The 26,305-nt window shown below is 60.2% G+C and carries 29 protein-coding genes; 6 read left to right on the top strand and 23 right to left on the bottom strand.

All coding sequences use genetic code 11. The annotated features are described in order from the left end of the window. Window positions 1–447: 447 nt before the first annotated feature. Entirely contained in the window at window positions 448–1,179 is a 732-nt protein-coding gene (locus ACWKWM_RS14070; protein WP_483846722.1) for a 4'-phosphopantetheinyl transferase family protein, read from the bottom strand. 259 nt (window positions 1,180–1,438) lie between these two features. After that, window positions 1,439–2,245: a dienelactone hydrolase family protein gene (locus ACWKWM_RS14065; protein ID WP_483846708.1), complete on the bottom strand. Its 807-nt coding sequence runs from the start codon at window positions 2,243–2,245 to the stop codon at window positions 1,439–1,441. 207 nt (window positions 2,246–2,452) lie between these two features. On the opposite strand from ACWKWM_RS14065, the gene ACWKWM_RS14060 reads away from it, so the two are divergent. From ACWKWM_RS14060 to ACWKWM_RS14045, 4 genes are all read left to right on the top strand, one after another. Further along, a complete protein-coding gene (locus ACWKWM_RS14060) occupies window positions 2,453–2,887 on the top strand; it encodes a hypothetical protein (RefSeq protein ID WP_483846707.1) in 435 nt (144 codons plus the stop codon). 39 nt (window positions 2,888–2,926) lie between these two features. Next, window positions 2,927–3,604 (top strand): response regulator, encoded by a 678-nt coding sequence (locus ACWKWM_RS14055; protein ID WP_483846706.1) that lies wholly within the window; start codon window positions 2,927–2,929, stop codon window positions 3,602–3,604. After that, the gene (locus ACWKWM_RS14050; RefSeq protein WP_483846705.1) at window positions 3,601–4,944 is read left to right on the top strand and encodes an ATP-binding protein; all 1,344 of its coding nucleotides are present in this window, start codon (window positions 3,601–3,603) and stop codon (window positions 4,942–4,944) included. The genes ACWKWM_RS14055 and ACWKWM_RS14050 overlap by 4 nt, the downstream gene beginning before the upstream one ends. A gap of 418 nt (window positions 4,945–5,362) precedes the next feature. After that, window positions 5,363–6,700 carry a dicarboxylate/amino acid:cation symporter gene (locus ACWKWM_RS14045; RefSeq protein WP_483846704.1) on the top strand — a complete coding sequence of 446 codons (1,338 nt, stop codon included), beginning with the start codon at window positions 5,363–5,365 and terminating at the stop codon, window positions 6,698–6,700. Between the two features lie 130 nt (window positions 6,701–6,830). On the opposite strand, the gene ACWKWM_RS14040 is transcribed toward ACWKWM_RS14045, so the two are convergent. Both ACWKWM_RS14040 and ACWKWM_RS14035 read right to left on the bottom strand, forming a co-directional pair. Then, window positions 6,831–7,325 carry a SprT family zinc-dependent metalloprotease gene (locus ACWKWM_RS14040; RefSeq protein ID WP_483846703.1) on the bottom strand — a complete coding sequence of 165 codons (495 nt, stop codon included), beginning with the start codon at window positions 7,323–7,325 and terminating at the stop codon, window positions 6,831–6,833. 194 nt (window positions 7,326–7,519) lie between these two features. Beyond that, a complete protein-coding gene (locus ACWKWM_RS14035) occupies window positions 7,520–8,122 on the bottom strand; it encodes a Yip1 family protein (RefSeq protein ID WP_483846702.1) in 603 nt (200 codons plus the stop codon). Between the two features lie 301 nt (window positions 8,123–8,423). Here ACWKWM_RS14035 and ttcA point away from each other — a divergent pair, with 301 nt between their 5' ends. After that, window positions 8,424–9,248 carry a tRNA 2-thiocytidine(32) synthetase TtcA gene (ttcA, locus tag ACWKWM_RS14030; RefSeq protein WP_483846701.1) on the top strand — a complete coding sequence of 275 codons (825 nt, stop codon included), beginning with the start codon at window positions 8,424–8,426 and terminating at the stop codon, window positions 9,246–9,248. A 124-nt stretch (window positions 9,249–9,372) separates the two neighbouring features. Here the strand turns inward: ttcA and ACWKWM_RS14025 are convergent, their stop codons facing one another. The 17 genes from ACWKWM_RS14025 to arsC all read right to left on the bottom strand — a co-directional run bounded on the left by ACWKWM_RS14025 (window position 9,373) and on the right by arsC (window position 24,433). Further along, window positions 9,373–10,290 carry a dihydrodipicolinate synthase family protein gene (locus ACWKWM_RS14025; RefSeq protein ID WP_483846700.1) on the bottom strand — a complete coding sequence of 306 codons (918 nt, stop codon included), beginning with the start codon at window positions 10,288–10,290 and terminating at the stop codon, window positions 9,373–9,375. Between the two features lie 211 nt (window positions 10,291–10,501). Further along, window positions 10,502–11,545: a trans-3-hydroxy-L-proline dehydratase gene (locus ACWKWM_RS14020; RefSeq protein WP_483846699.1), complete on the bottom strand. Its 1,044-nt coding sequence runs from the start codon at window positions 11,543–11,545 to the stop codon at window positions 10,502–10,504. 250 nt (window positions 11,546–11,795) lie between these two features. Beyond that, window positions 11,796–12,518 (bottom strand): amino acid ABC transporter ATP-binding protein, encoded by a 723-nt coding sequence (locus ACWKWM_RS14015; RefSeq protein WP_483846698.1) that lies wholly within the window; start codon window positions 12,516–12,518, stop codon window positions 11,796–11,798. After that, entirely contained in the window at window positions 12,511–13,161 is a 651-nt protein-coding gene (locus ACWKWM_RS14010; RefSeq protein WP_483846697.1) for an amino acid ABC transporter permease, read from the bottom strand. Before ACWKWM_RS14010 ends, ACWKWM_RS14015 begins: the two co-directional genes overlap by 8 nt. A 9-nt stretch (window positions 13,162–13,170) precedes the next feature. After that, on the bottom strand, window positions 13,171–13,836 hold the full coding sequence (locus tag ACWKWM_RS14005; protein WP_483846696.1) for an amino acid ABC transporter permease: 666 nt from the start codon (window positions 13,834–13,836) through the stop codon (window positions 13,171–13,173). Beyond that, on the bottom strand, window positions 13,829–15,595 hold the full coding sequence (gene lhpI / locus ACWKWM_RS14000; RefSeq protein WP_483846695.1) for a cis-3-hydroxy-L-proline dehydratase: 1,767 nt from the start codon (window positions 15,593–15,595) through the stop codon (window positions 13,829–13,831). The genes ACWKWM_RS14005 and lhpI overlap by 8 nt, the downstream gene beginning before the upstream one ends. 263 nt (window positions 15,596–15,858) lie before the next feature. Then, window positions 15,859–16,671 carry an ABC transporter substrate-binding protein gene (locus ACWKWM_RS13995; protein ID WP_483846694.1) on the bottom strand — a complete coding sequence of 271 codons (813 nt, stop codon included), beginning with the start codon at window positions 16,669–16,671 and terminating at the stop codon, window positions 15,859–15,861. A 325-nt stretch (window positions 16,672–16,996) separates the two neighbouring features. Then, complete coding sequence (locus tag ACWKWM_RS13990; RefSeq protein ID WP_483846721.1) at window positions 16,997–17,743, bottom strand: PAS domain-containing protein; 747 nt, start codon at window positions 17,741–17,743, stop codon at window positions 16,997–16,999. A 77-nt stretch (window positions 17,744–17,820) separates the two neighbouring features. Beyond that, a complete protein-coding gene (locus ACWKWM_RS13985) occupies window positions 17,821–19,080 on the bottom strand; it encodes an FAD-dependent oxidoreductase (protein WP_483846693.1) in 1,260 nt (419 codons plus the stop codon). Beyond that, the gene (locus ACWKWM_RS13980; protein WP_483846692.1) at window positions 19,077–19,313 is read right to left on the bottom strand and encodes a (2Fe-2S)-binding protein; all 237 of its coding nucleotides are present in this window, start codon (window positions 19,311–19,313) and stop codon (window positions 19,077–19,079) included. The genes ACWKWM_RS13985 and ACWKWM_RS13980 overlap by 4 nt, the downstream gene beginning before the upstream one ends. Beyond that, window positions 19,306–20,427: an NAD(P)/FAD-dependent oxidoreductase gene (locus ACWKWM_RS13975; RefSeq protein ID WP_483846691.1), complete on the bottom strand. Its 1,122-nt coding sequence runs from the start codon at window positions 20,425–20,427 to the stop codon at window positions 19,306–19,308. The genes ACWKWM_RS13980 and ACWKWM_RS13975 overlap by 8 nt, the downstream gene beginning before the upstream one ends. Continuing rightward, the gene (locus ACWKWM_RS13970) at window positions 20,424–21,374 is read right to left on the bottom strand and encodes a 4-hydroxyproline epimerase (RefSeq protein ID WP_483846690.1); all 951 of its coding nucleotides are present in this window, start codon (window positions 21,372–21,374) and stop codon (window positions 20,424–20,426) included. The genes ACWKWM_RS13975 and ACWKWM_RS13970 overlap by 4 nt, the downstream gene beginning before the upstream one ends. A 108-nt stretch (window positions 21,375–21,482) precedes the next feature. Continuing rightward, window positions 21,483–22,154, bottom strand: a complete 672-nt coding sequence (locus ACWKWM_RS13965; protein ID WP_483846720.1) for a GntR family transcriptional regulator — start codon at window positions 22,152–22,154, stop codon at window positions 21,483–21,485. Window positions 22,155–22,258: 104 nt separating this feature from the next. Further along, window positions 22,259–22,930: a DNA-3-methyladenine glycosylase I gene (locus ACWKWM_RS13960; RefSeq protein WP_483846689.1), complete on the bottom strand. Its 672-nt coding sequence runs from the start codon at window positions 22,928–22,930 to the stop codon at window positions 22,259–22,261. Between the two features lie 135 nt (window positions 22,931–23,065). Then, the gene (locus tag ACWKWM_RS13955; RefSeq protein ID WP_483846688.1) at window positions 23,066–23,485 is read right to left on the bottom strand and encodes a DUF2069 domain-containing protein; all 420 of its coding nucleotides are present in this window, start codon (window positions 23,483–23,485) and stop codon (window positions 23,066–23,068) included. Next, window positions 23,478–24,083, bottom strand: a complete 606-nt coding sequence (wrbA, locus tag ACWKWM_RS13950) for an NAD(P)H:quinone oxidoreductase (RefSeq protein WP_483846687.1) — start codon at window positions 24,081–24,083, stop codon at window positions 23,478–23,480. The genes ACWKWM_RS13955 and wrbA overlap by 8 nt, the downstream gene beginning before the upstream one ends. Next, complete coding sequence (gene arsC, locus ACWKWM_RS13945; RefSeq protein WP_483846686.1) at window positions 24,080–24,433, bottom strand: arsenate reductase (glutaredoxin); 354 nt, start codon at window positions 24,431–24,433, stop codon at window positions 24,080–24,082. Before arsC ends, wrbA begins: the two co-directional genes overlap by 4 nt. Before the next feature lie 126 nt (window positions 24,434–24,559). Here arsC and ACWKWM_RS13940 point away from each other — a divergent pair, with 126 nt between their 5' ends. Continuing rightward, complete coding sequence (locus ACWKWM_RS13940; protein WP_483846685.1) at window positions 24,560–25,027, top strand: TlpA family protein disulfide reductase; 468 nt, start codon at window positions 24,560–24,562, stop codon at window positions 25,025–25,027. Between the two features lie 122 nt (window positions 25,028–25,149). Here the strand turns inward: ACWKWM_RS13940 and ACWKWM_RS13935 are convergent, their stop codons facing one another. Together ACWKWM_RS13935 and ACWKWM_RS13930 are read right to left on the bottom strand one after the other, a co-directional pair. Beyond that, on the bottom strand, window positions 25,150–25,569 hold the full coding sequence (locus tag ACWKWM_RS13935; protein ID WP_483846684.1) for an META domain-containing protein: 420 nt from the start codon (window positions 25,567–25,569) through the stop codon (window positions 25,150–25,152). After that, window positions 25,566–26,003, bottom strand: coding sequence for a hypothetical protein (locus ACWKWM_RS13930; RefSeq protein WP_483846683.1), 438 nt, complete (start codon window positions 26,001–26,003; stop codon window positions 25,566–25,568). The genes ACWKWM_RS13935 and ACWKWM_RS13930 overlap by 4 nt, the downstream gene beginning before the upstream one ends. Window positions 26,004–26,305 lie beyond the last annotated feature (302 nt).

The following is a 26,305-nucleotide window of genomic DNA, read 5'->3' as shown; positions in this document are numbered from 1 at the left end:
GGGGCCGCTTCGCAGCCCATCGCCTGCAAGCAAGGCTCCTACGCCTTCGGCAGAAGCGGGACTGCGGGGGGCGACATATCGTTTTGACTCTGCCTGGGATGCGGCGCGCAACATGGCTTTTGATTCTGCCCGGAGGGCGTAGGAGCGCAGCTTGCTCGCGATCTGCCGCGTAGCGGCAGTAGAACCTGAGCGTGCGGTATGTCAGACAAACCGAGGTGGCCGGTTTGGGGCCGCTTCGCAGCCCATCGCCTGCAAGCAAGGCTCCTACGCCTTCGGCAGAGGCGGGACCTTGGTGCGCGACACATCGCGTTTGATTTCGCCCGGAGGAGGTGCGACCTATCGTTTTTGATTCTGCCCGGAGGGCGTAGGAGCGCAGCTTGCTCGCGATATCGGTGTGTCAGACGCACATTGGTTGCAGATCAACCGGGATCGCGAGCAAGCTCACTCCTACAGGGATGTGGCGATGCTGACCAAACTCAACACCTGCCCATGCTGCACGCTGAACTGTGCATCTAGCTCTTTGCCGTCGTGCCATTCGGCGGAGAGGTCGATCTTCAAGCGCATGCGGGCGCTGCCATCTTCAGACCACTCCAACACTTCAGCGTCGTGGAAATAAAAGCGCTTGAGCACCAGTGGGTAGAGCGCTTTGAACAGGCTTTCTTTCAGCGAGAAAGTCAGGGTCACGCATTGGGCGATCTGATGTTCGGGCCCGACCGCCATGCGTTCCAGCTCGCTGGGCAGCATGATTTCCCCGGCCAGTCGCGCGGCGCGTCCGGGGGCGAGCAGGTTTTCCATGTCCATTCCAAGTCCGCGCCAATGCTGTTTGTTCGCCACAATCGCGGCGGCCCAGCCAGTGCTGTGGGTGATCGAACCGCAGATATCGTCAGGCCAGATTGGGGCGCGGTCTTCGCCGATCAGCGGCACCTGCACCCGACCATCCAGGCGGCGCATGGCTTCCCTCGCGCAAAGCCTGCCCGCGAGATATTCGGTCTGACGCTTGGCCACCGAGCGCTGAATGCTGGCGGGCGGGTCGATGAGGCAGCGCTGGAAATCGCCGTCCGCCAGTTGTTTGGGGTCGAACTGACTGCTGACTAACACCACGCCCGGCAATGTGCGAGGGAGCGGCCAGTGGTGGTCGAGGGCGGGGCAGCAGAGGGGGAGATGCATGGGCTCGGTCATGGGCGGCATTTTGCCGGGTGATAGTGGGGAAGTCATGTGCTGCGAAGCGTTGATCTGTAGGAGCCTACTTGCTGGCGATGCAGCTGATGCGGTGTATCAGTGAGGCCGTCTCGCGAACAAGTTCGCTCCTACAGAGGGCTGCGTGGGAGCGGACCTGTCCGCGAATGCAGTCTGTCAGACGCCAGATTCGTATCGGGCTCACTGACGTCTTCGCGGACAAGTTCAGGTCCGCTCCCACAGGGGTTCACTGGCGACACGGTTACATCGATGAATTCTTCGAAAACGCTTCTTTGAGGAACGCTTTCATGTCCGCCCATGAACTCATGTCTGCGGCCTTGTTGTAGCCGATGTCCGGGCCGCCGTGCTCTCCGTGGCTCAGCTTGTCGGCGTCGGGGTTGGTGAAGCCGTGCTTGGCGCCGTCGATGCCTACAAACTTGTAATCCACCTTGGCGTCGTCCATTTCTTTCTTGAAATTGGCGACGTTCTCCGGCGTGACCATTGTGTCGCCATTTCCGTGCTCAACCAGAATCGGCGCCTTAACGCTGCCCGGTGTGGCTGGGGTATCGGTGACCAGCGCGCCATGGAAACTCACCACGCCCGCCAGTGGTTCGCCGCGACGGGCTGCGTCGAGCACGATTTTGCCGCCGAAGCAGTAGCCGATGGCCGCGATCTTGTTCGGGTTGGTCTCGGGTTGTTTTTTCAGTTGTTCAAGCCCTGCGTCAAAGCGCTTGTTGGCCGCGCCGCTGTCGCTCAATGCGGCTTTCATGAAGGCCATGGCGTCGGCAGGGTGCTCGGTGTTCTTGCCTTCGCCGTACATGTCGATGGCCATGGCGCTGTAACCCAAGACTGCCAGGTCGCGGGCGCGACGTTTGGCGTATTCGTTCAGCCCCCACCATTCGTGGACCACCACGATGCCGGGTCTTGGACCCTTGATCGCATCGTCGTAAGCGTAGTAGCCAACGAGCTTGGTGCCGTCAGCGCTTTGGTAATCGATCTGTCGGGTTTTGACTTCTGCCTGTGCCAGCCCTGCGAGGCACACGAGCGTGAGAGCAATCAGCAACCGCATGTTCATTCTCCTTCTTATAGATAGAGAGGCTTGTCCGCCGTTCAGCCACTGGCGTTTTAGCCTAGACCATTGTGTCGTCAGAACTCCGACCCCGTGCGGTACATATGTGTTCAGCCCAGGTTCAGTTCACGTTCAGGAGGGGTTCAGCGCGGCCTCCGTACTCTGGCGCTGTATCCAAGAGGGCGCCTGGCGCCGGAGGACCTGCACATGCTGACATTCAACAAGCTTTTCCTGGCTCTGGCCTTTCTGGGCAGCAGCGCCGCTGCCCAGGCCGCAGAAGGCAACGCAGACATTTCGCGCATCGACTATGGCAAGACCAGCGAAAAGCCTGACAGACCCAGTGGCATTCGCCGTACGGTGAGCGGCAGCAGCGCCAACGCCGTCGGTACTTGGGGCCAGGGCCTGAGCCAGCAGCACGTCGATCATGCGTACTGCTCTAGCTTCGAAAACCTGTCAGCTACCTACAACGGTGTCAAAGTGCGCCAGGAAAATATGCTCGGCAGTTACGATGTCAGCCTGCCGCTGGCCAGTACGTCTAAACTGTTCGATTCCGGTGTGTCTGCACGTAGCGAAACGACCGAAGCATCGTTGAGTCTGAGCCAGGGCGCGGGCAATTATTTGCCGATCCAACGCTTTCTATAACCGTCTGTCGAGAGGTGTGCCTTTGCCTGGGAGTGCGTCATGAAGTTGCTGGTTGTCGAAGATGAAGCGCTGTTGCGCCACCACTTGTTCACGCGGCTGACCGAAAGCGGTCATGTGGTCGAGGCGGTGGCCAATGCCGAAGAGGCGCTGTATCAGGCGGGCCAGTTCAATCACGATTTAGCAGTCATCGACCTTGGCTTGCCCGGTATGGGCGGTCTGGACCTGATTCGCCAGCTTCGTGCGCAGAACAAGGCGTTTCCGATCCTGATCCTGACCGCACGCGGCAACTGGCAGGACAAGGTCGAAGGCCTGGCGGCAGGCGCCGATGACTACGTGGTCAAGCCCTTTCAGTTTGAAGAACTTGAAGCCCGGCTCAATGCTTTGTTGCGACGTTCCAGCGGTTTCACCCAGTCAACGATCATCGCCGGCCCGCTGCTGTTGGACCTCAACCGCAAGCAGGCCGTGCTCGATGAGCAACCCCTGGCGCTGACCGCGTATGAGTACCGGATTCTTGAATACCTCATGCGCCATCATCAACAAGTGGTGCCTAAAGAACGCTTGATGGAGCAGTTGTATCCGGATGACGACGAGCGCGACCCGAATGTGATCGAAGTGCTGGTCGGGCGTCTGCGCCGCAAACTCGAAGGCCCGGACGGCTTCAAACCTATCGATACGGTGCGCGGCCTGGGCTACTTGTTCACTGAGCGCTGTAAATGATTCGTTCGCTTCGCCTGCGTCTGATGCTGGCCGCCGCTACCCTGGCGGTCATTTTCATGTTGCTGATGCTCCCGGCGTTACAGAGCGCGTTCAGCCTGGCGCTGGAAAGCTCGATCGAGAAACGCCTGGCGTCCGACGTCACGACGCTGATTTCCGCCGCGCGTGTGGAAGACGACCGATTGCTGATGCCGACGCTGCTGCCCGGCGAGCAATTCAGCCTGCCCGACAGTCGCTTGCTCGGCTACATCTATAACCGCCAGGGCAAACTGGTCTGGCGTTCCCGCGCGACTCAGGACGAAGACATCGAATACCAGCCGCGCTACGACGGGCGCGGTACTGAGTTCGCCAAGATCCGTGAGGCTAATGGCGAAGAGTTTTTCGTCTATGACGTCGAAATCAAACTGCTGGGCGGGCGAAACGCCGCCTACAGCATCGTCGCGCTGCAACCGGTGCGCGAATATCAGGAGGTCATTTCCGGCCTTCGGGAAAAACTCTATTTCGGTTTCGGCGGCGCCTTGATTGTGTTGCTGGCCTTGCTCTGGGTCGGTTTGACCTGGGGGCTGCGGGCGCTGCGGGGTATGAGTCAGGAGCTTGATCAGGTGGAGGCGGGCTCGCGCGAAAGTCTTAGCGAAGAACACCCCAGCGAGTTGCTGCGCCTGACTGATTCGCTCAATCGATTGCTCAGCAGTGAGCGGGAGCAGCGCATTCGTTATCGCGATTCGCTAGATGATCTGGCTCACAGCCTTAAAACCCCGTTAGCGGTGTTGCAGGGTGTTAGCGAAACTATCGCCAAACGCCCTGAAGACGTTGAGCAGGCGCGAATTCTACAATCGCAGATCGAACGCATGAGCCAGCAGATCGGCTATCAACTGCAACGCGCCAGCCTGCGCAAGAGCGGGCTGGTGCGCCACCACGTAAAACTCAAGCCGGTGGTGCAGAGCCTGTGCAACACGCTGGATAAGGTCTATCGCGACAAACGGGTGACAGTGGTGCTCGATCTGCCCGATGACTGTCAGGTGCAGATGGAAGAGGGCGCACTGCTGGAGATGCTGGGCAATCTGCTGGAAAACGCTTATCGCCTGTGCCTGAGTGAAGTGCGGGTCAGCTGGAACGCTTCGATCATGGGCAATGAGTTATGCATCGAAGACGATGGCCCCGGCGTGCCGGAAAGCCAGCGTGCGCGGATTCTCGAACGCGGCGAACGGCTGGACCGGCAAAATCCGGGACAGGGCATCGGGCTCGCGGTGGTCAAGGACATCATTGAAAGCTATAGCGCAAGGCTGACGCTTGGAGATTCGGATCTGGGCGGGGCGGCGTTCAGGATTCACTTTCAGATATAGCGTCCCGGTTGAAGAAAAGCTTGCCGCGAATAGGGCGTGCCCGTTGGAGCGAGGCTTGCCCGCGAAGCTCAGAACGCGGTTTGCCTGACACACCGCAAAAAAAGCTTCGCGGGCAAGCCTCGCTCCAACGCGAATCCGGTAATAGGGCGGATACCCGCCACCCTCGCTACAAAATCCTCGGTATTAGGCGGAAAACCGCCACCTCTTCGTGCCTTTTCCAGCTACCGTTATCAGAGCTTTGCAGGACTATCGCGGCTTCCAGGGTTTTTTTTGAACATGGCGCGCAGCTTGCAATACAGCGCAGAGGTCTGCCACGCGCAGCTCGACAAAACAAATCCCTCCAACGCAGGAGGGTTCGTACTTTAGGCGTCGTTGTATCACTTGGATGATGCAGGCCGATGCTCTTGAGGAAACTGCAATGACGACTCGTCAGCCACTGTACAAATCCCTTTATCTCCAGGTAATCGTCGCGATCGTTATCGGCATCGCGCTCGGTCACTGGTACCCCGAAACTGCCGTCAGCCTCAAGCCTTTGGGTGACGGGTTCATCAAACTGATCAAAATGGTCATTGCGCCGATCATCTTCTGCACCGTCGTCAGCGGTATCGCTGGCATGCAGAGCATGAAGTCCGTGGGCAAGACCGGTGGCTACGCGCTGCTCTACTTCGAAATCGTCTCCACCATCGCCCTGCTGATCGGCCTGGTCGTGGTCAACGTTGTGCAACCGGGCGCCGGCATGCACATCGACGTGACCACCCTGGATGCTTCCAAAATCGCGGCTTACGTGACGGCCGGTAAAGACCAGAGCATCGTTGGCTTCATCCTCAACGTCATCCCGAACACCATCGTCGGCGCGTTCGCCAACGGCGACATCCTGCAAGTGCTGATGTTCTCGGTGATCTTCGGTTTCGCCCTGCATCGCCTGGGCGCCTACGGCAAGCCGGTCCTGGACTTCATCGATCGCTTCGCCCACGTGATGTTCAACATCATCAACATGATCATGAAGCTGGCGCCACTGGGTGCGTTGGGTGCCATGGCGTTCACCATCGGCGCGTACGGCGTGAGTTCGCTGGTGCAACTGGGTCAGTTGATGCTGTGCTTCTACATCACCTGCGTGCTGTTCGTGGTGGTAGTGCTGGGCGCCATCGCTCGCGCTCACGGTTTCAGCGTGTTGAAGCTGATCAAGTACATCCGTGAAGAACTGCTGATCGTGCTGGGTACTTCGTCCTCCGAGTCGGCACTGCCACGCATGCTGATCAAGATGGAGCGTCTGGGCGCGAAGAAGTCGGTCGTGGGTCTGGTTATTCCTACCGGCTACTCGTTCAACCTGGACGGCACCTCGATCTACCTGACCATGGCCGCCGTGTTCATCGCTCAAGCGACTGACACCCACATGGACATCACGCACCAGATCACGCTGTTGCTGGTGCTGCTGCTGTCGTCCAAAGGCGCTGCCGGTGTGACCGGTTCGGGCTTCATCGTTCTGGCTGCCACCTTGTCGGCTGTCGGTCACTTGCCGGTTGCCGGTCTGGCGCTGATCCTGGGTATCGACCGCTTCATGTCCGAAGCCCGCGCACTGACCAACCTGGTCGGTAACGCTGTCGCCACCCTGGTGGTTGCCAAGTGGGTGAAAGAGCTGGACGTAGACGTGATGCAGGCTGAGCTGGCGTCCGGTGGCCGTGCCATCGACGAAAACCGCCCGATGGACGACCTGGGTGTAGCTGAAGGCCCGGCGACTACGGTTGGCCGCTCGTAACCGTTAAGCGATATGTGAAATGAAAAGCCCGTCTTCGGACGGGCTTTTTTGTGTCCGCTCGGTGGGCCAGCCAGCTATCGATTGAATCTCGCAACCACCGCACTATAGGCAGGAGCGGTACCAGGCTGGATTACTCGACCCGCGTCTCACCGCTGAATACCAACACTTGGCGACAGCTTCGACACAGGTAACGCCGTCCTTTTCTGACCAATTTATGGCGCTGTCCGGAAAACGCGAAGTCGCTTTCCGGGCAGGGGCAGCGGTAGATGTAGCGGGTCACGCTGCGGCGCTGGATTTCGTAGGTGTGGCAGCGGTTGGGCGGCAGTTCGTACACGCCGCGCATGATCAGCTGCCATTCCTCGCCGTGGGGCGCGATGGTGTCGCCAAACAACTGATGGGCGATCAGGTGCGCAACTTCGTGGGCAACGGTCTGGCGCAGGAAGTCTTCGCTGTTTTCACGGTAGAGCTGAGGGTTAAAACGCAGCAGGTTTTCGTGAAGGTGAGCGACGCCGGCTTTTTGACCGCGCAGCTTGAGGCTGACGACAGGTCGCTTGAACGGGCGTTTGAAGAAGTCTTCGGCTTGTTGGTAACAGGTTTCGACGCGGGTATTGAGTTGCTCGGGCATGCTTCATCGGTCTCCAGAGAACGCGAGTATGCCGTAAAGGCGAGTGCTACCGAAAACTTGAGCTGCCGAGTGGTCGCCGGTTCACCGCACGCCTTTGTCTGTAGGAGCGAACTTGTTCGCGAAGCGGTCTAGCGGCTTCGCCTGACATCGCCTCGCCAACAAGTTGGCTCCTACAGAAAAGCAGCGGCCTGCATTCAGTTTGTATACTCCGGCCCAACCCCAATGCCCCACAACACCACGGTAAAGGCCATGATTGCCACCAGCACGACCAATCCCACCGCCAGCACCGAACTTGAAAACATGAACCCCTCGTCGGCGTGAATATTCATGAATACCGGCAAACCGACGTACAGCAAATACACCGTGTAGCAAACCGCTGCCAACCCGACCATCATCCCCAGCCACATATGAGGATAGAGCGCTGCCAGCCCCCCGATGAACAGCGGTGTGGCGGTGTAGGTGGCGAACGCGACGCAACGGGCCAGACTTGGGGAGGCGTCGTAGGTGCGCGCCATCCAGTGAATAAAACCGCCCATGACCGCAACGCCGAAGAGCATGGCGACATACGACATGATGGTCATCCAGATGGCACTGTCGACAGTCAGCATGACCGGCGCGCGGCTGCCGATGACCCAGCCGACCTGCGTCGTGCCGATAAACGCCGAAACGGCGGGGATCGCCGCCAGAATCAGCGTGTGAGTGAGGTACATGTGGCTGATGCTTTCTTCTTTCTCGCCACGTATCTGTAGCCATTCCCGATCGGGGTGCGTGAACAGCCCCAGGACGTGATGAATCATGCCGGCTCTCCTCAGAGTGAAAACGGTAAGCTCACCACCGAGTATAGAAACCTGCACGCCCCGTAAACCGTGAGCTTTAGAGTGATTGGGACTCACAGGGAATTGTTAATAGCTGGATGTGATGAAAAGCACCTTTGTATGAGCGCGCTTGCCCGCGACAGCGTCTTATCTTCCAAAAAGATGGATCGGACAGACAGCAATCGCGGGCAAGCGCGCACCTACAGAGGGCGTTACTGACATTCGGGTTTATGCGTAAAATACCGCCCCCTTCCAGAGCCATCGCGAGCGGACACCAGCAACCATGGGCACCCTTTCAGTCAATCAGAACAAACTGCAGAAGCGTCTTCGCCGGCTGGCGGGCGAGGCCGTTGCCGATTACCAGATGATTGAAGAGGGCGACAAGGTGATGGTCTGCCTGTCGGGCGGAAAGGACAGTTACACCCTGCTCGACGTGCTGATGCATTTCCAGAAAGTGGCGCCGGTGAGCTTCAAGATCGTTGCCGTCAACATGGACCAGAAACAGCCGGGCTTCCCCGAGCACGTGCTGCCGGCGTACCTGGAGTCTGTGGGCGTCGAATATCACATCGTTGAAAAAGACACCTATTCGCTGGTCAAGGAGCTGATCCCGGAGGGCAAGACCACCTGTTCTCTGTGTTCGCGTCTGCGTCGCGGCACGCTGTACACCTTTGCGGACCAGATTGGTGCCACCAAGATGGCTTTGGGTCATCACCGCGATGACATTGTTGAAACCTTCTTTCTGAATATGTTCTTCAACGGCACCCTCAAGGCGATGCCGCCCAAGCTGCGCTCGGACGATGGGCGTAACGTGGTGATCCGGCCGTTGGCGTACTGCGCCGAGAAGGATATCCAGGCGTATTCGGACCTCAAGCAGTTCCCGATCATCCCGTGCAACCTGTGCGGATCGCAGGAGAACCTGCAGCGTCAGGTGGTCAAGGACATGCTGCTCGACTGGGAGCGCAAGACCCCCGGCCGCACCGACAGCATTTTCCGTAGCCTGCAAAATGTGCAGCCATCACAGCTGGCGGATCGCAACCTGTTTGATTTCGAGAGCCTGCGGATCGACGAAACGGCTGCTTCGCGGTTTGTGAATATTGTGAATATCTGAGGCCCAATAGATACCTGTGGGAGCGGACCTGTCCGCGAAGACGTCAGTACATTCGACACATCTTCATCGGCTGAGCCATTGCATTCGCGGACAGGTCCGCTCCCACGGTGTGAACTGAGCGGGATTAAAGCCCCACTTCCGGCAACACCGGTCGATTGGCCAGCGCGGTTTTCATCAGTTTCTCGACGTATTCGCGATCACTGTCCGGCAGTGCCAGACGCGGTGGGCGGGTGAGGGCGCTGCCGCGTTCCATGATCGCTTCGCACAGCTTGATGCATTGCACCAGGTCCGGACGGGCATCCAGGTGCAGCAGCGGCATAAACCACTCATACAAGGCCATCGCCTCGGCAAAACGCCCGTCACGGGCCAGACGGAACAGGGTTTCGCCCTCTTTCGGGAAGGCGTTGGACATGCCCGACACCCAGCCTACCGCGCCCACGGCCACGCTTTCCACCAACACGTCATCCAGACCTGCGAACAGCACGAAGCGATCGCCGACTTCGTTGCGCACGTCGATGAAACGGTTGGTGTTTCCCGACGAATCCTTGAAACACACGATGGTGTCGCAGTCCGCCAGGGAGATCAGGATGTCTGGCGTCACGTCGTTTTTGTAAATCGGCGGATTGTTGTAAACCATCATTGGCAGGTCTGTGGCAGCTGCCACGGTGCGGAAATGCGCGGCGGTCTCGAACGGTTTAGCGGAGTAAACCAGCGCGGGCATTAGCATGATGCCGTCCGCTCCGGCTTTCTGGACTTCCTTCGCTACGACGCTGGCGTTGTAGCTGGTGAATTCGGCAATCCCCGAAATCACTGGCACGCGGCCTGCGGAGGCGTCTTTGGCGACTTCCACCAGACTGATTTTTTCCGCCACGCTAAGCGAGGTGTTTTCCCCCACCGTGCCACAGATCACCAGCCCGGACACGCCATCGCGCACCAGATTGGAGATGACCTTGTGGGTGGCCTCCAGATTGAGGGAGAAGTCGGCGTTGAATTGAGTGGTGACGGCAGGGAATACACCGCTCCAGGTTACGGTTTTGCTCATGAGTCACTCCGGTTTTTGAATAATGGATTTCGTATACGTTAATTTTCTGGTAAAGCGCGACCCTTGTAGGAGCGTGGCTTGTCCCGCGATCGGCGACGCAGTCGTCGTAAAAACAGTGAACCTGGAGCACCTGACACCCCTTAATGGCGGGGTTTGCTGCCGGTTCCCGGCAGTTCGCGGGACAAGCCACGCTCCTACAGTGGGCTGCCGTTCATTTCACACCCGGTAACCCAATTGGCCAGGTATCGGTCAATTTGTACCCCTCCGGCCACGGATCGCTGGGGTCGAGCATGTGTTGATGAGTCCCGGTGATCCACGCCCGCCCCGACAAACTCGGCACGATCGCCTTGCGCCCGGCCAGTTCGGTTTCGCTCTGGATCTTGCAGTGGAACTCCGAGCCTATGATCGAGCGCCCGATAAACCGGTCGCCCACCTTCAAAATCCCTTTGGCGTGCAGTACCGCCAGCCGCGCCGAGCAGCCGGTGCCGCACGGCGAGCGGTCGATCTTGCCGGGGCGAATCACCACCGCGTTCGCCGCATTGGCCACCCCGCCGTCGAAATTCACGGGGGCGGCGATCTGGCAGAACGAAATATGATTCCAGTCCTTGTTGGTCGGGTGGTTAAACCCCAATTGCTCATTGGCGGCTTGGGTGATCTTCAGCCCGGTTTCCACCATATCCTTGGCTTCATCGGCGGTCAGCGCAAAGCCCAGCCCCACTGAATCGACAATCGCAAAACTGTCGCCGCCGTACGCCGTATCGACCTTGATCGAACCCAGCCCCGGCACCTCGATCCACACATCAAGCTGATCGGCGAACGAGGGATGGTTGTGCACTTCGACGCTCTGAACCTTGCCGTCACGACATTGCGCGATGGCCTCGATCAAGCCGCCGGGCGCTTCCAGAATCAGTCGGGTTTCCGGCTCGGTCATCGGCAGAATTCCGCTGTCCAGCAACACCGTCGCGACGCACAGCGAATTGGAGCCAGACATCGGCGGCACGTCGGCCGGTTCCATGATGATCCAGCCCATGTGCGCCTTCGGGTTCTTCGGCGGCACCAGCAGATTGACGTGCCTGAACACGCCGCCCCGTGGCTCGTTAAGCATGAAATTGCGCAGCACGTTGTCCTTCTCGATCCAGCGCGACTGCTCCCAGATCGTGTCGCCAGGCGGTGGCGCAACGCCGCCGACGATCACATCGCCGACCTCGCCTTCTGCGTGACAACTGACTACGTGAATCACTTTCGATGAGCGCATTGCCTGCTCCTCTTTTTGTACCCCTGAATGAACGCGTTCCTGTAGGAGCGAATTCATTCGCGAGACGCCGATACAGCCAGCATCGATGTGGCGACCGGAACACCGCTTCGCGAATAAATTCGCTCCTACAGAACTGCGTGCTGACTTCCATCTGTAGGAGCGAATTCATTCGCGAGACGCCGATACAGCCAGCATCGTTGTGGCGACCGGAACACCGCTTCGCGAATAAATTCGCTCCTACAGGTCTGCATTAATTGATCGAGCGCAAAAAATCCGCCGTCTCCGGCCGCTGCGGGTTGCCGATGACCTGATCCGGCGTGCCGATCTCATGCACCAGCCCATTACGAAAAAAAGCCACGCGGTCGGACACATCCCGAGCGAAACGGATTTCGTGGGTCACCAGAATCATGGTCATGCCGTCCTCTGCCAGCATGCGCATGGTGTCCAGCACCTCGCCCACCAGTTGCGGATCGAGCGCAGATGTCGCTTCGTCGAACAGCATGTAATCCGGCGACATCGCCAGCGCCCGGGCAATCGCCATGCGCTGTTGCTGCCCGCCTGAAAGCTTGCCGGGGAACACTTTAAGCTTGTCCGCCAGCCCCACGTGGGTCAGTTGCTTGACCGCCAGCGCTTCGGCTTCGGCCTTGCTTTTACCGAGCACGGTGCGCGGGGCCAGCATCACGTTCTCCAGCACGGTCAGGTGCGGAAAGGCGTTCCACTGTTGAAAGACGATGCCGATCTTCTGCCGCAGCTTGTTGATGTCGGTGCCCTTGGCATGCACTTCGGTGCCGTCCACGCGGATGCTGCCGCTCTTGATCGATTCCAGGCCGTTGATGCACATCAGCAGCGTCGACTTGCCCGAGCCCGAGCCACCGATGATCGACACCACTTCGCCTTTTTTGACTTTCAGGCTCACGCCCTTGATCACCTCAAGGTCGCCGAAGGATTTGTGTACGTTGTCGATCTCAATCATTTTCCTGCCACCTTGTTTCCAGTCGGGCGCCCAGGCGTGCAATCACTAGGCTCATGACGTAGTAAATGAGGCCTGCGATGCACAGCACCAGCAGCGGTTCTTGAATGCGTGTAACGATGGTTTGCGAGGCGCGCAGCAGTTCGACGATGCCGATCCACATCACCAGGGCTGTGTCTTTCATCACGCTGAGCAGCAAGTTGACCCAGCCGGGGAAGGCCACGCGGGTGGCCATCGGCATCACAATCTGGCGCAGGTCCTGCCAGTAACTCAGGCCCAGCGAGCGGGCGGCGCGGCGCACGGTCATTGGCACCGACAGCACGCCGCTGCGCACGATTTCCGTGCAGTAGGCGGTGACGTACAACCCCAGCACCACGCAGGCCACGGCGAAGGCGCTCCAGTTCAGGCCGACGATGCTTTTCAGCGCGTTGAACAGCACGAACTGAATCAGCAACGGCACGCTGCGAAACACATCCAGCAACCACGCCAGCGGCACCGTGCTGCGCGGGAACAGGGCGCGGAGCATGCCGCAGATGACCCCCGCGAACGTGCCGATCAGCATCGAAATTACCGTCAGCAGGATTGTCACCCAAGCCCCTTGCAGCAGAAACAGCAGGTCGTTCCAGGAAAAACTGCTATTGAACATGGTCTTCCCTCAGTACCGGAACAGGCGCCAGGACAGCAGCCGCGCCACAGCCACGATCAACTTGGCAATCAGGTAATACAGCACCGCCGCAATGGCGAAGAACTCAAAGGTGCGGAAGGTTTTGACGTTGTAATCCTGGGTCACGCCGGTCAGGTCGTTGTTGAGGCCGACGATCACCCCCATCGAGGTCATCAGCACCGCCCAGACCATCTGATTGGTCAGCGGATAGAACACGATGCGCAGCAATTGCGGGATGACGATCAGCCGATAGGCCTGAGGTGCACTCATGCCCAGGGAGCGGGCGGCGCGAAGCTGTGTGTCGGGCACCGCCTTGAGACCGCCACGAAAGTTCTCAGCCAGATAACCGGCGTTATTGATCGTGATCCCGGCCAATAACGCCGCCCACGAGCTGATGTGAATGCCGAACGAGCCCAGGCCGAAATACAGGATGTACACCTGAAACAGCGATGGCGTGTTGCGGGCGATGGAGATCCAGGTGGCGGCAAAGCCCCGGAATAAGCGGTTGTCGCCTTGGCGCATGAAGGTCAGGCACAGAGCGATGATCACCCCGAGAATCATCGACAGGGCGGCGGTTTCAAACGTCACCAGCGCGCCGTCGAGCATGTCCGGCAGCGCTTTGAACGCCGCGCGCCAATGGAAGTTGTAATCAAACATGGGCAACCCCCGCACGTTCAGCCGCTTGTAGCCAGACCGGCAAGCGCCCGCTGGCAATACCGGTGCAGGCGCTTTCGACGCATTCGGCGAGGCTTGCGAAATGCACGCGGCGGCCCACCAGCCCCGGCGCGTAATGGGCGTATTTGCCGGAGTTGGTCATCAGCGTTCGCGCAGCGGGCGGGATGACCGGCTCGCCGAGCATGCACCAGCAGGTGTCGGTGACCAGTTGCACGCCGAAGGTTTTGAGCGTGTCGGCGTAGCCAGCCTTTTCGGCGTTTTCCAGCGTGGCGCGACCACAGGTGATGACGACGGCCACTGCGTCATGCTTGCGTTTCCCCGCGCAAAGCTGGGCCAGTATTGTGAATTCGCTGAGAGAAAAATGCGGGTTACCCAGGGTGACCGCGTCGACTTCCGGGCTCTGCGCGCTGTTGAGTTCGCGCCAGCTAGTGAGCAATTCATCGAGCTGGACATGCAGATGCCGGGCTGGCGGTATTCCGCCCATGGCCAGGTCGGCGCTGGCGGCTTCCGGCGTGACCCCGGCAATGTGGAACATCGGCGCGGCAGACGTGGTGGCGAACGCAGCGCCGAAAGCCTTCAAATCGTCCAGCGTCGGCGCCTTGTGCTCCAGACCGCAGACCACCGGGATCTCGGCGCCGCACAGCAGGCCGACGTGGTAACCGAGTAGCGGGTAAAAGCTGTCGTCCAGGACGGCGAGGGCTGGCACGTCGATGCGCAGTGTCGCCAGGCGCTCTTGCGTCAGGTGGCAGCCAATCTTCGGCGCGCGGCCGGTGAGGGCGATGCAAATGTCCAGGTAATCCGGGTATTTCAGGGTGCGCGCGCCGATCACGCTGTTGGCGTAGACCACGGCGTTGGACTCGGCCCAGACGATCTGTTCGCCTAATGCAGGGGCGCTGTCGAGCAAGTAAGGCGCGCAGGTGAAGCTGACTTTGGCGCCCATTTCCAGATAGGCATCGCCCAACTGGCTGGCAGGTTCGCCGAGGGCCGGATCGACGCCAAGCTCACGCCAGCGGCGCTTGTCGACGGAGATGGAATTGAGGGTGGTGGGCACTCGCACCTTGGCGTCCCAGTCCACCAGTTGCCGGGCAAAGCGCAAGCTCGCGGGGCCTGTATAAATGCAGCCGTCGATGTGCGCCTGGGTGATGTCCAGCAGTTCGGTTGCGCCTTGCAGCTCGGCCATGCGCAGGACGATGCCCATGGCCACTTGGGCCGCTTTGCCGTAGGCGCCGTCGAGCAAAGCCTGATCGAATTCGCTGAGCGTGACGTGTGAATGGATGACGTTGAAAGTCGGGTTTGTGCTTGGTGTTGATGCCGGTTGCAACGAAGCCAGGCAGGCGACTTGATCGTTCTCGACGCGCACGAACGGTACGCCGCGTAACGCTGCGAAACCCTCGCCCCCAAGGCTGATGACCGGGATCGACTGGTTGAACATTTGCTCGGCCACCAGCACGCCGAGGGTCAGGATATCTTCGACCCGCTCGAACACCAGTGCGGCGGGTGCATGGCCGTTGAGGATCAGTTCCAGCAACACGCTGCTGCCGGTGCACGAGCCGCGTCCGCTGGGGATCGCCAACACCCGGCCGCTGATGATTTGCCTGCTGAGTGGGTGATGTCGGTCTATGACTTCGCCAGTAAACGGCTCGACGCCACCCCAGAAACTCAGGCCGACGTCGGCGTACAGCAACTCGCCTTGCGCCACCCCGGCGACCAGACAGCGGCCGTTCAACGAAACTTCAGACATCCTGGGCTCCTGTGGTAACTGCGTTTCTTGAACTTTCCCTGTGGGAGCGGACCCGTCCGCGAAGACGTTAATTCAGCCGATGAAGATGTATCGAATGCACCGGCCTCTTCGCGGACAGGTCCGCTCCCACAAGTCAGGTGTTGGGGCAAGTCGCGGGTACGAACGCAACGCTGTAGGAGCGAACATGTTCGCGAGGCGTCTTACCTGATACGGCGCAAAATCGACTCGCCAACAGGTTGGCTCCTACAGGTTATGCCTCAGCCTCAGTAGTAAACCCCAGGCACCGTCAGATCCACAGGCTTGCCGCCGACCCATTTTTCATACAACTCGGCATAACGCCCCGAGCGCACTTGCTGGTTCACGAACAGGTTCAGGTAATGAGTCAGCCCGTATTCGTTGCGCTTGGCCGCCAGTGAAACGTAGTCGATGGTGTACGGCGCGTTGCCGGCGATTTTCAGGTTTTTGTATTTGCCCGATTTGATCGTCGCGGCGGCAACGGTGTTGGTCACGACCGACGCATCAATGTGGCCCTGGGCGACGGCCAGGATGGTGTCGTTCTGGGTCTGGTAGGCGCGGAAGCTGCCGGTGCCCCATTTCTTCACGTCTTTTTCCAGGGCGATGGCTTCGTAGGTGCCGCTGGTGTTGCCTACCGGACGGCCCTTGAGGTCATCGAACTTGTCGATCTTGGTGTCATCGCGGGTCAGCACCACCATCTGGAACGCGAAGTACGGGATGCTCATCGCCACGGTTTTCGCCCGCTCCAGCGTGTCGGACGTAGACGCCACGATCACATCGGCACGCCCTGACACCAGCGCCGGAATCCGATCCGGGAATGGCGTCTCGACCACTTCGGCCGTTACGCCCAAGACCTTCGCCAGGTCGTTGCAGTAGTCCACGTCGAACCCGACCGGGGCGTTCTTCTCATCCCGTGAACCCATCGGCGGAAAGTCCAGGGTTACCGCGCAACGCAGCTTGCCGGAGTCGATGATGTCATCGAGCTTGTCGGCCATGGCGGTGTTGATAACGCTAGCACTCATGACAGCGAGGAGGGCTACGGCAACAGCGTGGTTTTTCATAGAAGCCTCGTGGGATGCAAGTGGAGGGACGGGCGGATAAGTAATTTCGTATACGATATTTTCTTTGCATGGATTGTGCCTGTTTGCCGTTCTACGCGATGACTCGCGTTAGATCAGGGACTTAGCACAGGGAGAGCAATGCGACGGGGGAGGGAGTGATTTTGGACTGTTACATAAAGGAGCAGCGGTGCTTCATTGGTGCACGTCAAACTTGGGGATATCGGTGATCTGTAGGAGCGAACTTGTTCGCGAGAAACTTCACGGAGGATCTCAAATCGCCTCGCGAACAAATTCGCTCCTACAGAAGTGCTCTATTTAAGCGGTGCTACCCCTGCGACTCCCGAAACTGACTCGGCGAAAACCCGGTCAGCGCACGAAACTGCCGGCTGAACGCGCTGTGATCGGTATAGCCGCACCGCAACGCAATCTCGGTGATCGACAAGTCCTGCAGCAACAACCGCGACGCTTCCCCCAGCCGTGCCTTGTGGATCATCTGCCGGGGCGTCAGCTGGAAAATCCGTTTGCAGTGCCGCTCCAGCTGGGCGATGGACAATCCGGCAATCGCTGTCAGCTCTTCCAGCAGAATCGGTCGTGCAAAGTGCTGGCGGATGTAGGCATCGACCTCGACCAGCTTTTGATACGCCGGGTGGGTCGATTGCAGGGTTTGCAGATCCCGGGAGATTCCGGCCAGGCCAATGACCTCACCCGCGTCATTGCGCAGCGCCAGCTTGTGGGTCAGGCACCAGATCGGCTGATTGCCGAAATAAAGGTGCAGCTCCAGTTGATCGCTGAGCTGTCGGCCGTCTGCCAGCACGCGGCGATCCTGCGCGGTGTACAGCGGCCCGAAACGCGCCGGGAACACATCTTCTGCAGTACGGCCCACCAGTTCGTGCTTGTGTTTGCAGCCCAGGCGCTGTGCCAGCGTTTGATTGACCAACGCGTAACGCGCCTCGGTGTCCTTGATGAAAAACACCACGCCGGGGATCGCGTCGAACAGCGGCGAGACCAGCTCAAGACTGATCAGCAACTGATCGAGCGTGCGGGGAGGGCTGACGGGAATCAGATCAAGCATGTTCAAGATGGGGTCAGTGGTGGCGGAGGTCGAGCCGATCATGCTGCATCACGGCGGCGCAGCACAATCGAGATCACTCAGGACAGCTCGCCGCCTTCATCCAGGCACACCAAGGTTGCGATGCGCGCCGGGGTGAACGGTGGACGCAAACTCGGCGGCTCCCAGCCGAACAGCGTTTGCGCGGCGGTCGAACAGATACGCCCTTGGCACGCACCCATGCCGCAGCGGGTATTGAGCTTGGCGCCGGTCCAGCCGCCATGGGCAGTCAGCGCCGAAAACGGCACGTCTTCACAGCGGCATACCAGCGTGTCCGGTTTGGCCAACTGCTTGATGTCCGGCCTCAGGGCAAAGGCGCGATTCAACCGATCAGCGAAGCGCTGCCAGCGTTGGCGCTCAGACCACAACCCTCGGGCGTGGTCGTTTTCGCCCACCGCTACGAAGCCGGCAATCCGCCCTTCCACCAATGCCAGTTCGCTGCCGCCGAAACCGGTGCATTCGCCTGCTGCGTAGTGATCGCCCAGGCTTGTGGCCTGCCACTCATCCACAGCAATAGCGCGATCGACGATCCGGCAGCCCAGCGCCTGACCGATTTCTACGTTCGGCACCAGACTGAACCCGCAGGCCAGGCGCTCACAAGGGAGTTCTTCCTCGCGATTGCCCACACGAATGCGCACCGCTTTCAGCCGATCATTGCCCAATGCCTCGACCACATAAGCCGACGTCCGATACTGGGCGTTCCTCAGTCCTACCGCTTGCAGCGCCTTGCTCGGCCAAGCCCACAAGCCGCTGGCGAAACGGCTGACGGACGCAAGCGATGCCTGCTCGGCGATGCGCAGAACCTTCGCACCGTTCAAGTGGGCAGTGGCAGCACTGGCCAGCAGCAGCGGCCCGGTTCCGGTGACAACCACACGCTCGCCCGCAACCGACAGGCCGCCCTTGATCAACGCCTGTAAACCGCCAGCACCGGTCACGCCTGGCAAGGTCCAGCCGGGGAAGGGCAGCAGCAATTCGCGCGCGCCGGTGCAAAGAATCAGCTTGTCGTAGCTCAAGACCCAACCGCGCTCGGCGTCTTCGAGCAGTAGCCGTTTCGCCCCGGCCAACGCGACAACTTTCGTCCCGCTGTGCAGCTGAATATTGCTGTGTTGTTGCAACTGCGCGCGCATGTCCCGTGCTTGTGGCGGCAAATGCGCCTGAGGACCGTTGCGCCAGATTTGCCCTCCCGGCAGCGGGTTATCATCGAGCAGTGCGATGCGAATCCCGCTGGGCGCCGCCGCCAACGCAGCGGCCATGCCCGCAGGCCCTGCGCCGAGGATGAGAAGTTCGACGTGCTGACTCATGGGCGCGTTTCCACCCGCATGCCGTCGCGGCAAAGGGTCTGACACGCCAGGCGGCGAAGTCCGTCAATGCTCACCCGGCATTCCTGACAGATGCCCATCCCGCACAATGGCGCGCGCCGCTGACCGCTGAGCGAAGTGCGGCTGCATTGATCCCCGGTGGACATCAGCGCAGCAGCGACCGTGGTGCCTTCAGCCACGCGCAGGGGCTGGCCGTCGATACTCAACTCAGGCATGGGCGTGGGCTCCAATAAAACGTTGGGGCAGAAATGGCGCAGCGTCCAGCGGCGGCTTGCTCCGCAACAGTTGCGCCGCCAATAACTGCGCAGTCCCTGTCGCGGTGGTGACCCCCAACCCCTCATGCCCCACCGCCAGCCACAAGCCGGGCTGCAAGGGATGTTCGCCAATCAAAGGCTGACCGTCGGGGCTGGCCGAACGAAAGCCTGTCCAGCTGCGGATGCCGTTCATCTCGCTCAAGTCCGGCAAAAACTCTATCGCCCGCCGCAGCATGCGTCCCAGCATTTGAGCGTCGATGGCCGGGTCGTGGTTGTCGAATTGCCGCGACGAGCCAATGAACAATTGCCCCGTGGGGCGCTGCTGCACGTTGAACGCCACCGACGGCCCAGCGCTGTTGTGGGCGGCGGTGATGTAGCCCAATTCCACCAGCGTGTGAGTGATCTGAATCGGGTAACGGTCGGTGATCAGCAAATGGCCTTTTTTCGGCTGCAACGGCAAGTCGGGGCACAATTCCCGGGCGTAGATCCCGCTGGCGAGGACAACGGCGGTGGCTTTGAGCTGTTCGCCACCTTCCAGTTGCACTTGATTGCCACGCACTTCAATCACCTTGGCGGTGCGCTGTGTCACGCGCTTGGGCTGGCGTTGCAACAGCCAGCGCGCGGCATTGGGGGCGTAGAGAATGCAGTCGCCCGTCACTCTCAAGCCGCCAAACAAACCTGGGCGCAGCGAGGGTTCCGCAGCAGCCATGGCGGCAGGGCTCAATAATTCACAGGCCACACCGTAGTCGCGCAACACCAATTGCTTGCGCTGCGCTTCGGCCATTTCCGCTTCGTTGCAGGCCAGCCACAGCGTGCCGTTGTTGCGCATGGCGCAGTCCTCCGGCATCTGTTTGGCCAGTTCACGCCACAGGCGTACCGAATATTCGCCCAGGGCCAACTCGGCCGGATTGTCGTCCAGCACCACCAGATGGCCCATGCCGGCTGCGGTGGCAGCGGGGCGCTGGCAATCGAGCACCAACACCTCAAGGCCGCGACTTGCCAGCTCATCGGCACAGGCCGCACCGATGATGCCGCCGCCGATGATGATCACGTCAGCGGCCTGGCCCTTGATCACGGACGAATGCCCCAGGCGAACGGGTCGTCGGCATCCAGCAATAAAGTGGCTTCGGCGCTGATGTAGGCGCGGCCGCGAATGGTCGGCACGATACGGTCGCCGATCTGCCGTTCGCCGCCTTGCCACTCAAAACTGCCGTCGAAGCGGCTGCCGATGACGCTGGCCTGATCCCAGATTTCACCCGGTTGCAGTTTGCCGTCTGCCGCCAGGCACGCCAGTTTGGCGCTGGTGCCGGTGCCGCACGGTGAGCGGTCGTAGGCTTTGCCGGGGCACAGTACGAAGTTGCGGCTGTCGGCTAGATCGTCGCCTGCGAACAGCTCGATGTGGTCGATCACGCCGCCGTCTTCGCCACGAATGCCCTGGCTTTCCAGCGCCTGACGCACCGCCCAGGTGTATGCGGTGAGGGCGTCCAGATTGTCGTTGCTCACGCTCAGCCCATGCTCGGAAATCAGGAAAAACCAGTTGCCACCCCAGGCGATGTCGCCGCTGACGCTGCCTATTCCCGGCACCTCCAGCGAGAAGTTTTTACGATAGCGATACGACGGCACGTTCTGCACGCTCACCGAACCGTCTTCGTGCAGCAGCGCTTCAACGGTGCCCACCGGAGTTTCGATGCGGTGCACGCCGGGGCCGATCTTGCCCAGATGGGCGAGCGACACGATCAAGCCGATGGTGCCGTGGCCGCACATGCCCAGATATCCGCTGTTGTTGAAAAAGATCACGCCAGCCGCGGCAGTCGGGTCCACCGGTTCGCACAGCAGTGCGCCCACCAGCACGTCGCTGCCACGGGGTTCGAGCACGGTGGTGGCGCGCCACTCATCAAACTCGTCGGCCAATAATTGGCGGCGTTCAGCCATGCTGCCGTTGCCCAGATCAGGAAAACCATCGAGCACCAATCGCGTGGGCTCGCCGCCGGTGTGGGAATCAAGAATGCGGATGCGTTTCATGGGTTCACCTGAGCTGTAGGAATCGGTCACAGATTGGCGGTTGTCGATCCTGTGGTCTTGACCGAATTCAACTCGGCCGATGACGAAATCAGCACAGTGGTCAGTCAGTCACACTTCGCTGAGGGTCGCGTTGGGCAGGTGCGCGTAGAGCGTGCGGCAAACGCCGATGATGTGATGCTCGATCAATTCAACGGCTTTCTCTACGTCCCTATCGGCACAGGCGCGCAGGATCTCGCGGTGTTCCAGATCAGCCCGCTCTTTGCCTTCATCGAAACTCATCTGCACCCGCAGGTAGCGTTCCACCTTGTCGTGGATCGAGCGGATCATATTCAGCAGGAATGGGCGTTCGGCGGCTTCGTACAAGCAGGTGTGGAATGCCCAGTTCAGCTCGGCCCAACGGCTGATATTGTCGTCGCCGATGAATTCATCGCAGATGGCATTGGCGCGAGCGATGTGCGCGGGCGTCATCTTCGGCACAGCCAAGCGAATGGCCTGGGATTCCAGCAGCACACGGACTTCAAAGATTTGCGCCAGCTCGGGTTCGGAAATCCGCGTGACCACCGCGCCTTTGTTGCGCTGGAACTGCACCAACCCCTCAGCTTCAAGACGCTTGAGGGCTTCGCGCACCGGAATTTTGCTGACGTTGAACACCCGGGCAATGTCGTCCTGGCGGATCGGCTCGTCTTCGGCGAACTGGCCGGAAATGATTGCGTCACGCAGGTGCTTGGAAATGACCTCGGACGCGGAGGGCGCAACGCCGAGGTTTGGAGCGTCTGTTATCTGGAAGGGCACGCGGGCAACTCAGGCAATGGGCGGAATGGCGAATATTGTATACGACCTCCCATTTGTTACACGCGCGGCCGAAGCTGCCCAGCGAAAAATGATCAGTGGTTCACGGTGTACGCGAGCATGGCCGACAACTGGCACAGCGGGCGGCCGCTTTGTTCCTGCCACTGATTGAACACGTCCTGCACGATGGCTTGGTCGCGCTGGCTGGTGGGTACACGGTCGACGATGTTCTGCGCGTTTAGCGCCGCGACTACATCCCAGGTCGGGATGAAGGTGTCTTTGCCGACCATGCGCAGGAAACGCGGCGACGACAGACCGCCCATTTGATTGCCGTGCTTGGCCAGATAACGCCACAGGCCAACGATGTCGCTCACCGGCCAATCGGCGATGAATGCGCCAAAACTGCCGTGGGATTCTTCGATGTCCAGAATCATCTGCGCATTGCGCGGCACGCTTTTGAGCTTGCCCAGGTGACGAATGATGCGCTTGTCCTGCATCAGGCGTTCGAGGTGGTCGGCGCCCATGAGCACGACCTTTTCCGGATCGAAGCGATAGAAGACTTCTTCGAAGGCTGGCCATTTGGAATCCACCAGACTGTGCTTGAGCCCCGCCCGAAAGACCCGCAGCGCCATGGTCGACAGGTAACGGTCGGTGCTGATGGCCTTGAGTTTTTTCGGCGTGGCGGGAGTCGGTAGATGCGCTTCGAGAGCAGCGGCGGAACCAAAACGGTTGAGACAGTATTCATTGAGCCACTTGTAGTCTTGCATGCCCTCTCCAAAAAATGTGTGCACTTCTTTATTACTGGCAAGCCCGAACCTTGTAGGAGCTGCCGAGCAGCGCGAGGCTGCGATTGCGGTGTGTCAGGCGGACCGCTATCGCAGCCTCGCGCGGCTCGGCAGCTCCTACAGGGATGGATGTGTTTCGGCCAACTTGCGGTTGTACTGATACCGCCAGCGCACATACAGCAGCGCGCTGACGAACACCGCCAGGCTGGCAAGCATTTCCAGGGCACCGAACAAAGAGCGATTGGGGTCGTAAACCGCAAGCGCCCCCTTGATGAAATACAGATTCACCGCAAAGCAGGTCCAGGAATGCCCGCGTGCGCTGCCCATCACCATGCCGGGTGTGAGTAGCAGCAGCGGCACCAGTTCAATCGAAAGAATCACCCACGGACGAGCGCCATGCAGGTCGGCGAACACCAGGTAGTAAATCGTCAATAACCCGATCAACCCGAAAAAGCACAGCAGCGCGGCGACCCGACTCCACCGAACGCGGGGTTCGAGCCATGCCAGCGCGGGCAATGCCTTGGGCTTTTTAGCCACGGGATGGGTCCAGCAACAGCGCGGTTTTCGCCAGACGTTGGCCCAGAGCGCGGCACAATGTTGTTTCATGTTGATCCAGCGGGCGCTTGCCGTCGGCGCCGGCATGGTGACTGGCGCCATACGGCGTGCCGCCGCCGCTGGTTTCGATGAGCGCGGCTTCGCTGTACGGCAGGCCGGCAACTAACATGCCGTGGTGCAACAGCGGCAGTAGCATCGACATCAGCGTGGTTTCCTGACCGCCGTGCAGGCTGGCAGTGGAGGTGAAAACGCTGGCCGGTTTGCCCACCAGCGCGCCGGTCAGCCAGAGGTTGCTGGTGCCGTCGAGAAAGTATTTCAGCGGCGCTGCCATGTTGCCGAAGCGGGTCGGACTGCCAAGGGCCAGGCCGGAGCAGTTTTTCAGGTCGTCGAGGGTGGCGTAGAGCGCGCCACTGTCCGGGATGCTCGGCGCGGTCGCTTCGCAGTCAGCGGAAATCGCCGGGACAGTGCGCGATCGCGCTTCCATGCCGCCCATCTCGATGCCACGGGCGATCTGCCGGGCCATTTCGCTGGTGGAGCCGTTGCGGCTGTAAAACAGAACCAGAATGTAGGGCGCACTCACGGCAGGATCTCCAGGACTTTTTCCGGTGGGCGGCCAATGACCGCTTTGTCGCCAGCGATCAGGATCGGGCGTTCGATCAGCTTGGGGTTGGCAGCCATCGTGGCGATCAATTGCTCATCGCTCAGGGCTTGATCGGCGAGGTTCAGCGCCTTGTATTCGTCTTCGCCGGTGCGCAGCAGTTGGCGTGGGCTGATGCCGAGCTTGCTCAGCAGATCGCGCAATTGCGCAGCGTCGGGCGGGGTTTCGAGATAGCGGACGATGGTCGGGGCCAGGCCACGGGCTTCAAGCAGTTCCAGCGCGCCACGGGATTTTGAGCAGCGCGGATTGTGATAAAGCGTGAGATCGGTCATTTGCTGGTCGCATCTTGCTTGAGGTGGCGGCTATTCTACATTCGTGACGAGAAAGGCCAACGGGTAGCGTGGATTGGTCGCACTGTCGACGGCACTTCTGGAAAAGACAGAAAAGAGAGGCGGATCATGGCAAGGCGGTTGGCAGCAGCGGTACTACTGATCGGCAGTGTATTGCTGAGCGGTTGCGGAGTGGACCTGGGCACAGATCAGAATGGCAAAAAAGTCGCCAGCGAGCGGGTCGACAAACACTGGCTGGTGGTCAATTACTGGGCCGAATGGTGTGGCCCGTGCAGGACTGAAATCCCGGAACTGAATAAACTGTCGGAGCAAATGAAGGACCAGAAAGTCAGCGTGTTCGGGGTCAACTTCGACGGCCTGCAAGGCGAGGAGCTGAAAACTGCCAGCAATGCGCTGGGTATCCAGTTCACCGTGCTGGCCCAGGACCCAGCCGAGCAGTATGACCTGCCCAAAAGCGAGGCGCTGCCGGTGACCTACATCATCGACGACAAGGGCAAGGTGCGTGAGACGCTGATGGGTGAACAGACGGCATCGGGTGTGGCGCAGAGAGTGACGCAGCTAAAAGCCAAGGGCTGACGCCGCTTTGGTGATCATGCCCACGCTCCGCGTGGGCATGCAGCTCATGACGCTCTGCGTCATTGGACGCGGAGCGTCCGGATCGGCGTTACCACGCCGAGCGTGGGAACGATCAAGGGACCTCAGCTCTCTTCCAGCCAAAACCGCAACGGTTTGCCTTCCGACGGCCACAACTGCAATTGCTCCACCGGGGAAATGTCCCAGCGCTTAACCTTGGGCAGTGCCTGGAGGAAGCGTTGCTCCTGCTCCATGACCGCCGGCGCACACAGCTTGCGGGTGCTGCCGACCGGGCCGAAGGTGATGGTTTCGCCGTCCAGCCGATAGGGCGCGAACCAGTGGTTGCAGCCGGCGTTGCCGTACGCTCGACCGTCTTTGCCTAACGTCATGGTCATGTGGCTGTTGTCCATCAGCGGACGTTCGCCGATCCATTCCAGCAGATAGCCTTTATCCCGTTGCACGCGTTCGGCGTCTGCCGCACATCCGCTCAACAGGGCCGCGCTGACCAGCGTGGCATTCATCATCAAAAAACCAAGCCGTTTCATGCCGCTTTTTTCCCGCACGCCGGGCACAAATGGTGCTCGCCCCAAACCTTCCAGCCAAGCTCCGCGATGCGTGCTTCAGCGGCAGGCTTGAGGGCTTTTTCGCCATCCTTGCCTTCGACCATGAACTCGATATCCTGGGTTTTGCCGCAGCCGTTGCAGTTGACTTTCCAGGTGTGAATAGCCAGTTCCGTGAATGCCGGACCGTTAGCCACCGCGACCCATTGGCCAGGCGGGTTGATCAGGTGACGGACTTTTTCGACGGTCAGGCGCATGTGCAGGGTTTTGCTGCCTTTGACGGTGACCAAGAGCACGTCGTCGTGCTTGATCGAACCGCCGTTGCCGGTCACTTGATAGCGACCGACGGCCAGACTGCGGCACTCGATCAGGGTGTGTTGCGGGGTGAGCATGCTGTAGCGAAAATCGTGTTCGGCCATGGGGGTCTCCAAATAGGCGCGCATGCTAACACTTTAGATGCTGCTGATTCGCTTCTGCCTGGCGCACGATTTCGGGGGCGCTGGAGATCCTGTGGGAGCGGACCCGTCCGCGAAGACTATCGCTCAGGCGCAAGGGATGTGGCAGATGTACAGGCCTCTTCGCGGACAGGTCCGCTCCCACGGTTTTGGGATATATCCCGGTAGTGGCGTCGCAGCAGAAACAATTGTGGGAGCGGACCCGTCCGCGAAGACTATCGCTCAGGCGCAAGGGATGTGGCAGATGTACAGGCCTCTTCGCGGAC

This window comes from Pseudomonas rosaeacicularis (assembly GCF_057128745.1).
This window is presented reverse-complemented; position numbering and strand designations above follow the sequence as displayed.

Bases quoted from the DNA above. Each gene is read 5' to 3' on its own strand.
- ACWKWM_RS14070 (WP_483846722.1), bottom strand. From the start codon at position 1,179: ATGACCGAGCCCATGCATCTCCCCCTCTGCTGCCCCGCCCTCGACCAC.
- ACWKWM_RS14065 (WP_483846708.1), bottom strand. From the start codon at position 2,245: ATGCGGTTGCTGATTGCTCTCACGCTCGTGTGCCTCGCAGGGCTGGCA.
- ACWKWM_RS14060 (WP_483846707.1), top strand. From the start codon at position 2,453: ATGCTGACATTCAACAAGCTTTTCCTGGCTCTGGCCTTTCTGGGCAGC.
- ACWKWM_RS14055 (WP_483846706.1), top strand. From the start codon at position 2,927: ATGAAGTTGCTGGTTGTCGAAGATGAAGCGCTGTTGCGCCACCACTTG.
- ACWKWM_RS14050 (WP_483846705.1), top strand. From the start codon at position 3,601: ATGATTCGTTCGCTTCGCCTGCGTCTGATGCTGGCCGCCGCTACCCTG.
- ACWKWM_RS14045 (WP_483846704.1), top strand. From the start codon at position 5,363: ATGACGACTCGTCAGCCACTGTACAAATCCCTTTATCTCCAGGTAATC.
- ACWKWM_RS14040 (WP_483846703.1), bottom strand. From the start codon at position 7,325: ATGCCCGAGCAACTCAATACCCGCGTCGAAACCTGTTACCAACAAGCC.
- ACWKWM_RS14035 (WP_483846702.1), bottom strand. From the start codon at position 8,122: ATGATTCATCACGTCCTGGGGCTGTTCACGCACCCCGATCGGGAATGG.
- ttcA (WP_483846701.1), top strand. From the start codon at position 8,424: ATGGGCACCCTTTCAGTCAATCAGAACAAACTGCAGAAGCGTCTTCGC.
- ACWKWM_RS14025 (WP_483846700.1), bottom strand. From the start codon at position 10,290: ATGAGCAAAACCGTAACCTGGAGCGGTGTATTCCCTGCCGTCACCACT.
- ACWKWM_RS14020 (WP_483846699.1), bottom strand. From the start codon at position 11,545: ATGCGCTCATCGAAAGTGATTCACGTAGTCAGTTGTCACGCAGAAGGC.
- ACWKWM_RS14015 (WP_483846698.1), bottom strand. From the start codon at position 12,518: ATGATTGAGATCGACAACGTACACAAATCCTTCGGCGACCTTGAGGTG.
- ACWKWM_RS14010 (WP_483846697.1), bottom strand. From the start codon at position 13,161: ATGTTCAATAGCAGTTTTTCCTGGAACGACCTGCTGTTTCTGCTGCAA.
- ACWKWM_RS14005 (WP_483846696.1), bottom strand. From the start codon at position 13,836: ATGTTTGATTACAACTTCCATTGGCGCGCGGCGTTCAAAGCGCTGCCG.
- lhpI (WP_483846695.1), bottom strand. From the start codon at position 15,595: ATGTCTGAAGTTTCGTTGAACGGCCGCTGTCTGGTCGCCGGGGTGGCG.
- ACWKWM_RS13995 (WP_483846694.1), bottom strand. From the start codon at position 16,671: ATGAAAAACCACGCTGTTGCCGTAGCCCTCCTCGCTGTCATGAGTGCT.
- ACWKWM_RS13990 (WP_483846721.1), bottom strand. From the start codon at position 17,743: ATGCTTGATCTGATTCCCGTCAGCCCTCCCCGCACGCTCGATCAGTTG.
- ACWKWM_RS13985 (WP_483846693.1), bottom strand. From the start codon at position 19,080: ATGAGTCAGCACGTCGAACTTCTCATCCTCGGCGCAGGGCCTGCGGGC.
- ACWKWM_RS13980 (WP_483846692.1), bottom strand. From the start codon at position 19,313: ATGCCTGAGTTGAGTATCGACGGCCAGCCCCTGCGCGTGGCTGAAGGC.
- ACWKWM_RS13970 (WP_483846690.1), bottom strand. From the start codon at position 21,374: ATGAAACGCATCCGCATTCTTGATTCCCACACCGGCGGCGAGCCCACG.
- ACWKWM_RS13960 (WP_483846689.1), bottom strand. From the start codon at position 22,930: ATGCAAGACTACAAGTGGCTCAATGAATACTGTCTCAACCGTTTTGGT.
- arsC (WP_483846686.1), bottom strand. From the start codon at position 24,433: ATGACCGATCTCACGCTTTATCACAATCCGCGCTGCTCAAAATCCCGT.
- ACWKWM_RS13940 (WP_483846685.1), top strand. From the start codon at position 24,560: ATGGCAAGGCGGTTGGCAGCAGCGGTACTACTGATCGGCAGTGTATTG.
- ACWKWM_RS13935 (WP_483846684.1), bottom strand. From the start codon at position 25,569: ATGAAACGGCTTGGTTTTTTGATGATGAATGCCACGCTGGTCAGCGCG.
- ACWKWM_RS13930 (WP_483846683.1), bottom strand. From the start codon at position 26,003: ATGGCCGAACACGATTTTCGCTACAGCATGCTCACCCCGCAACACACC.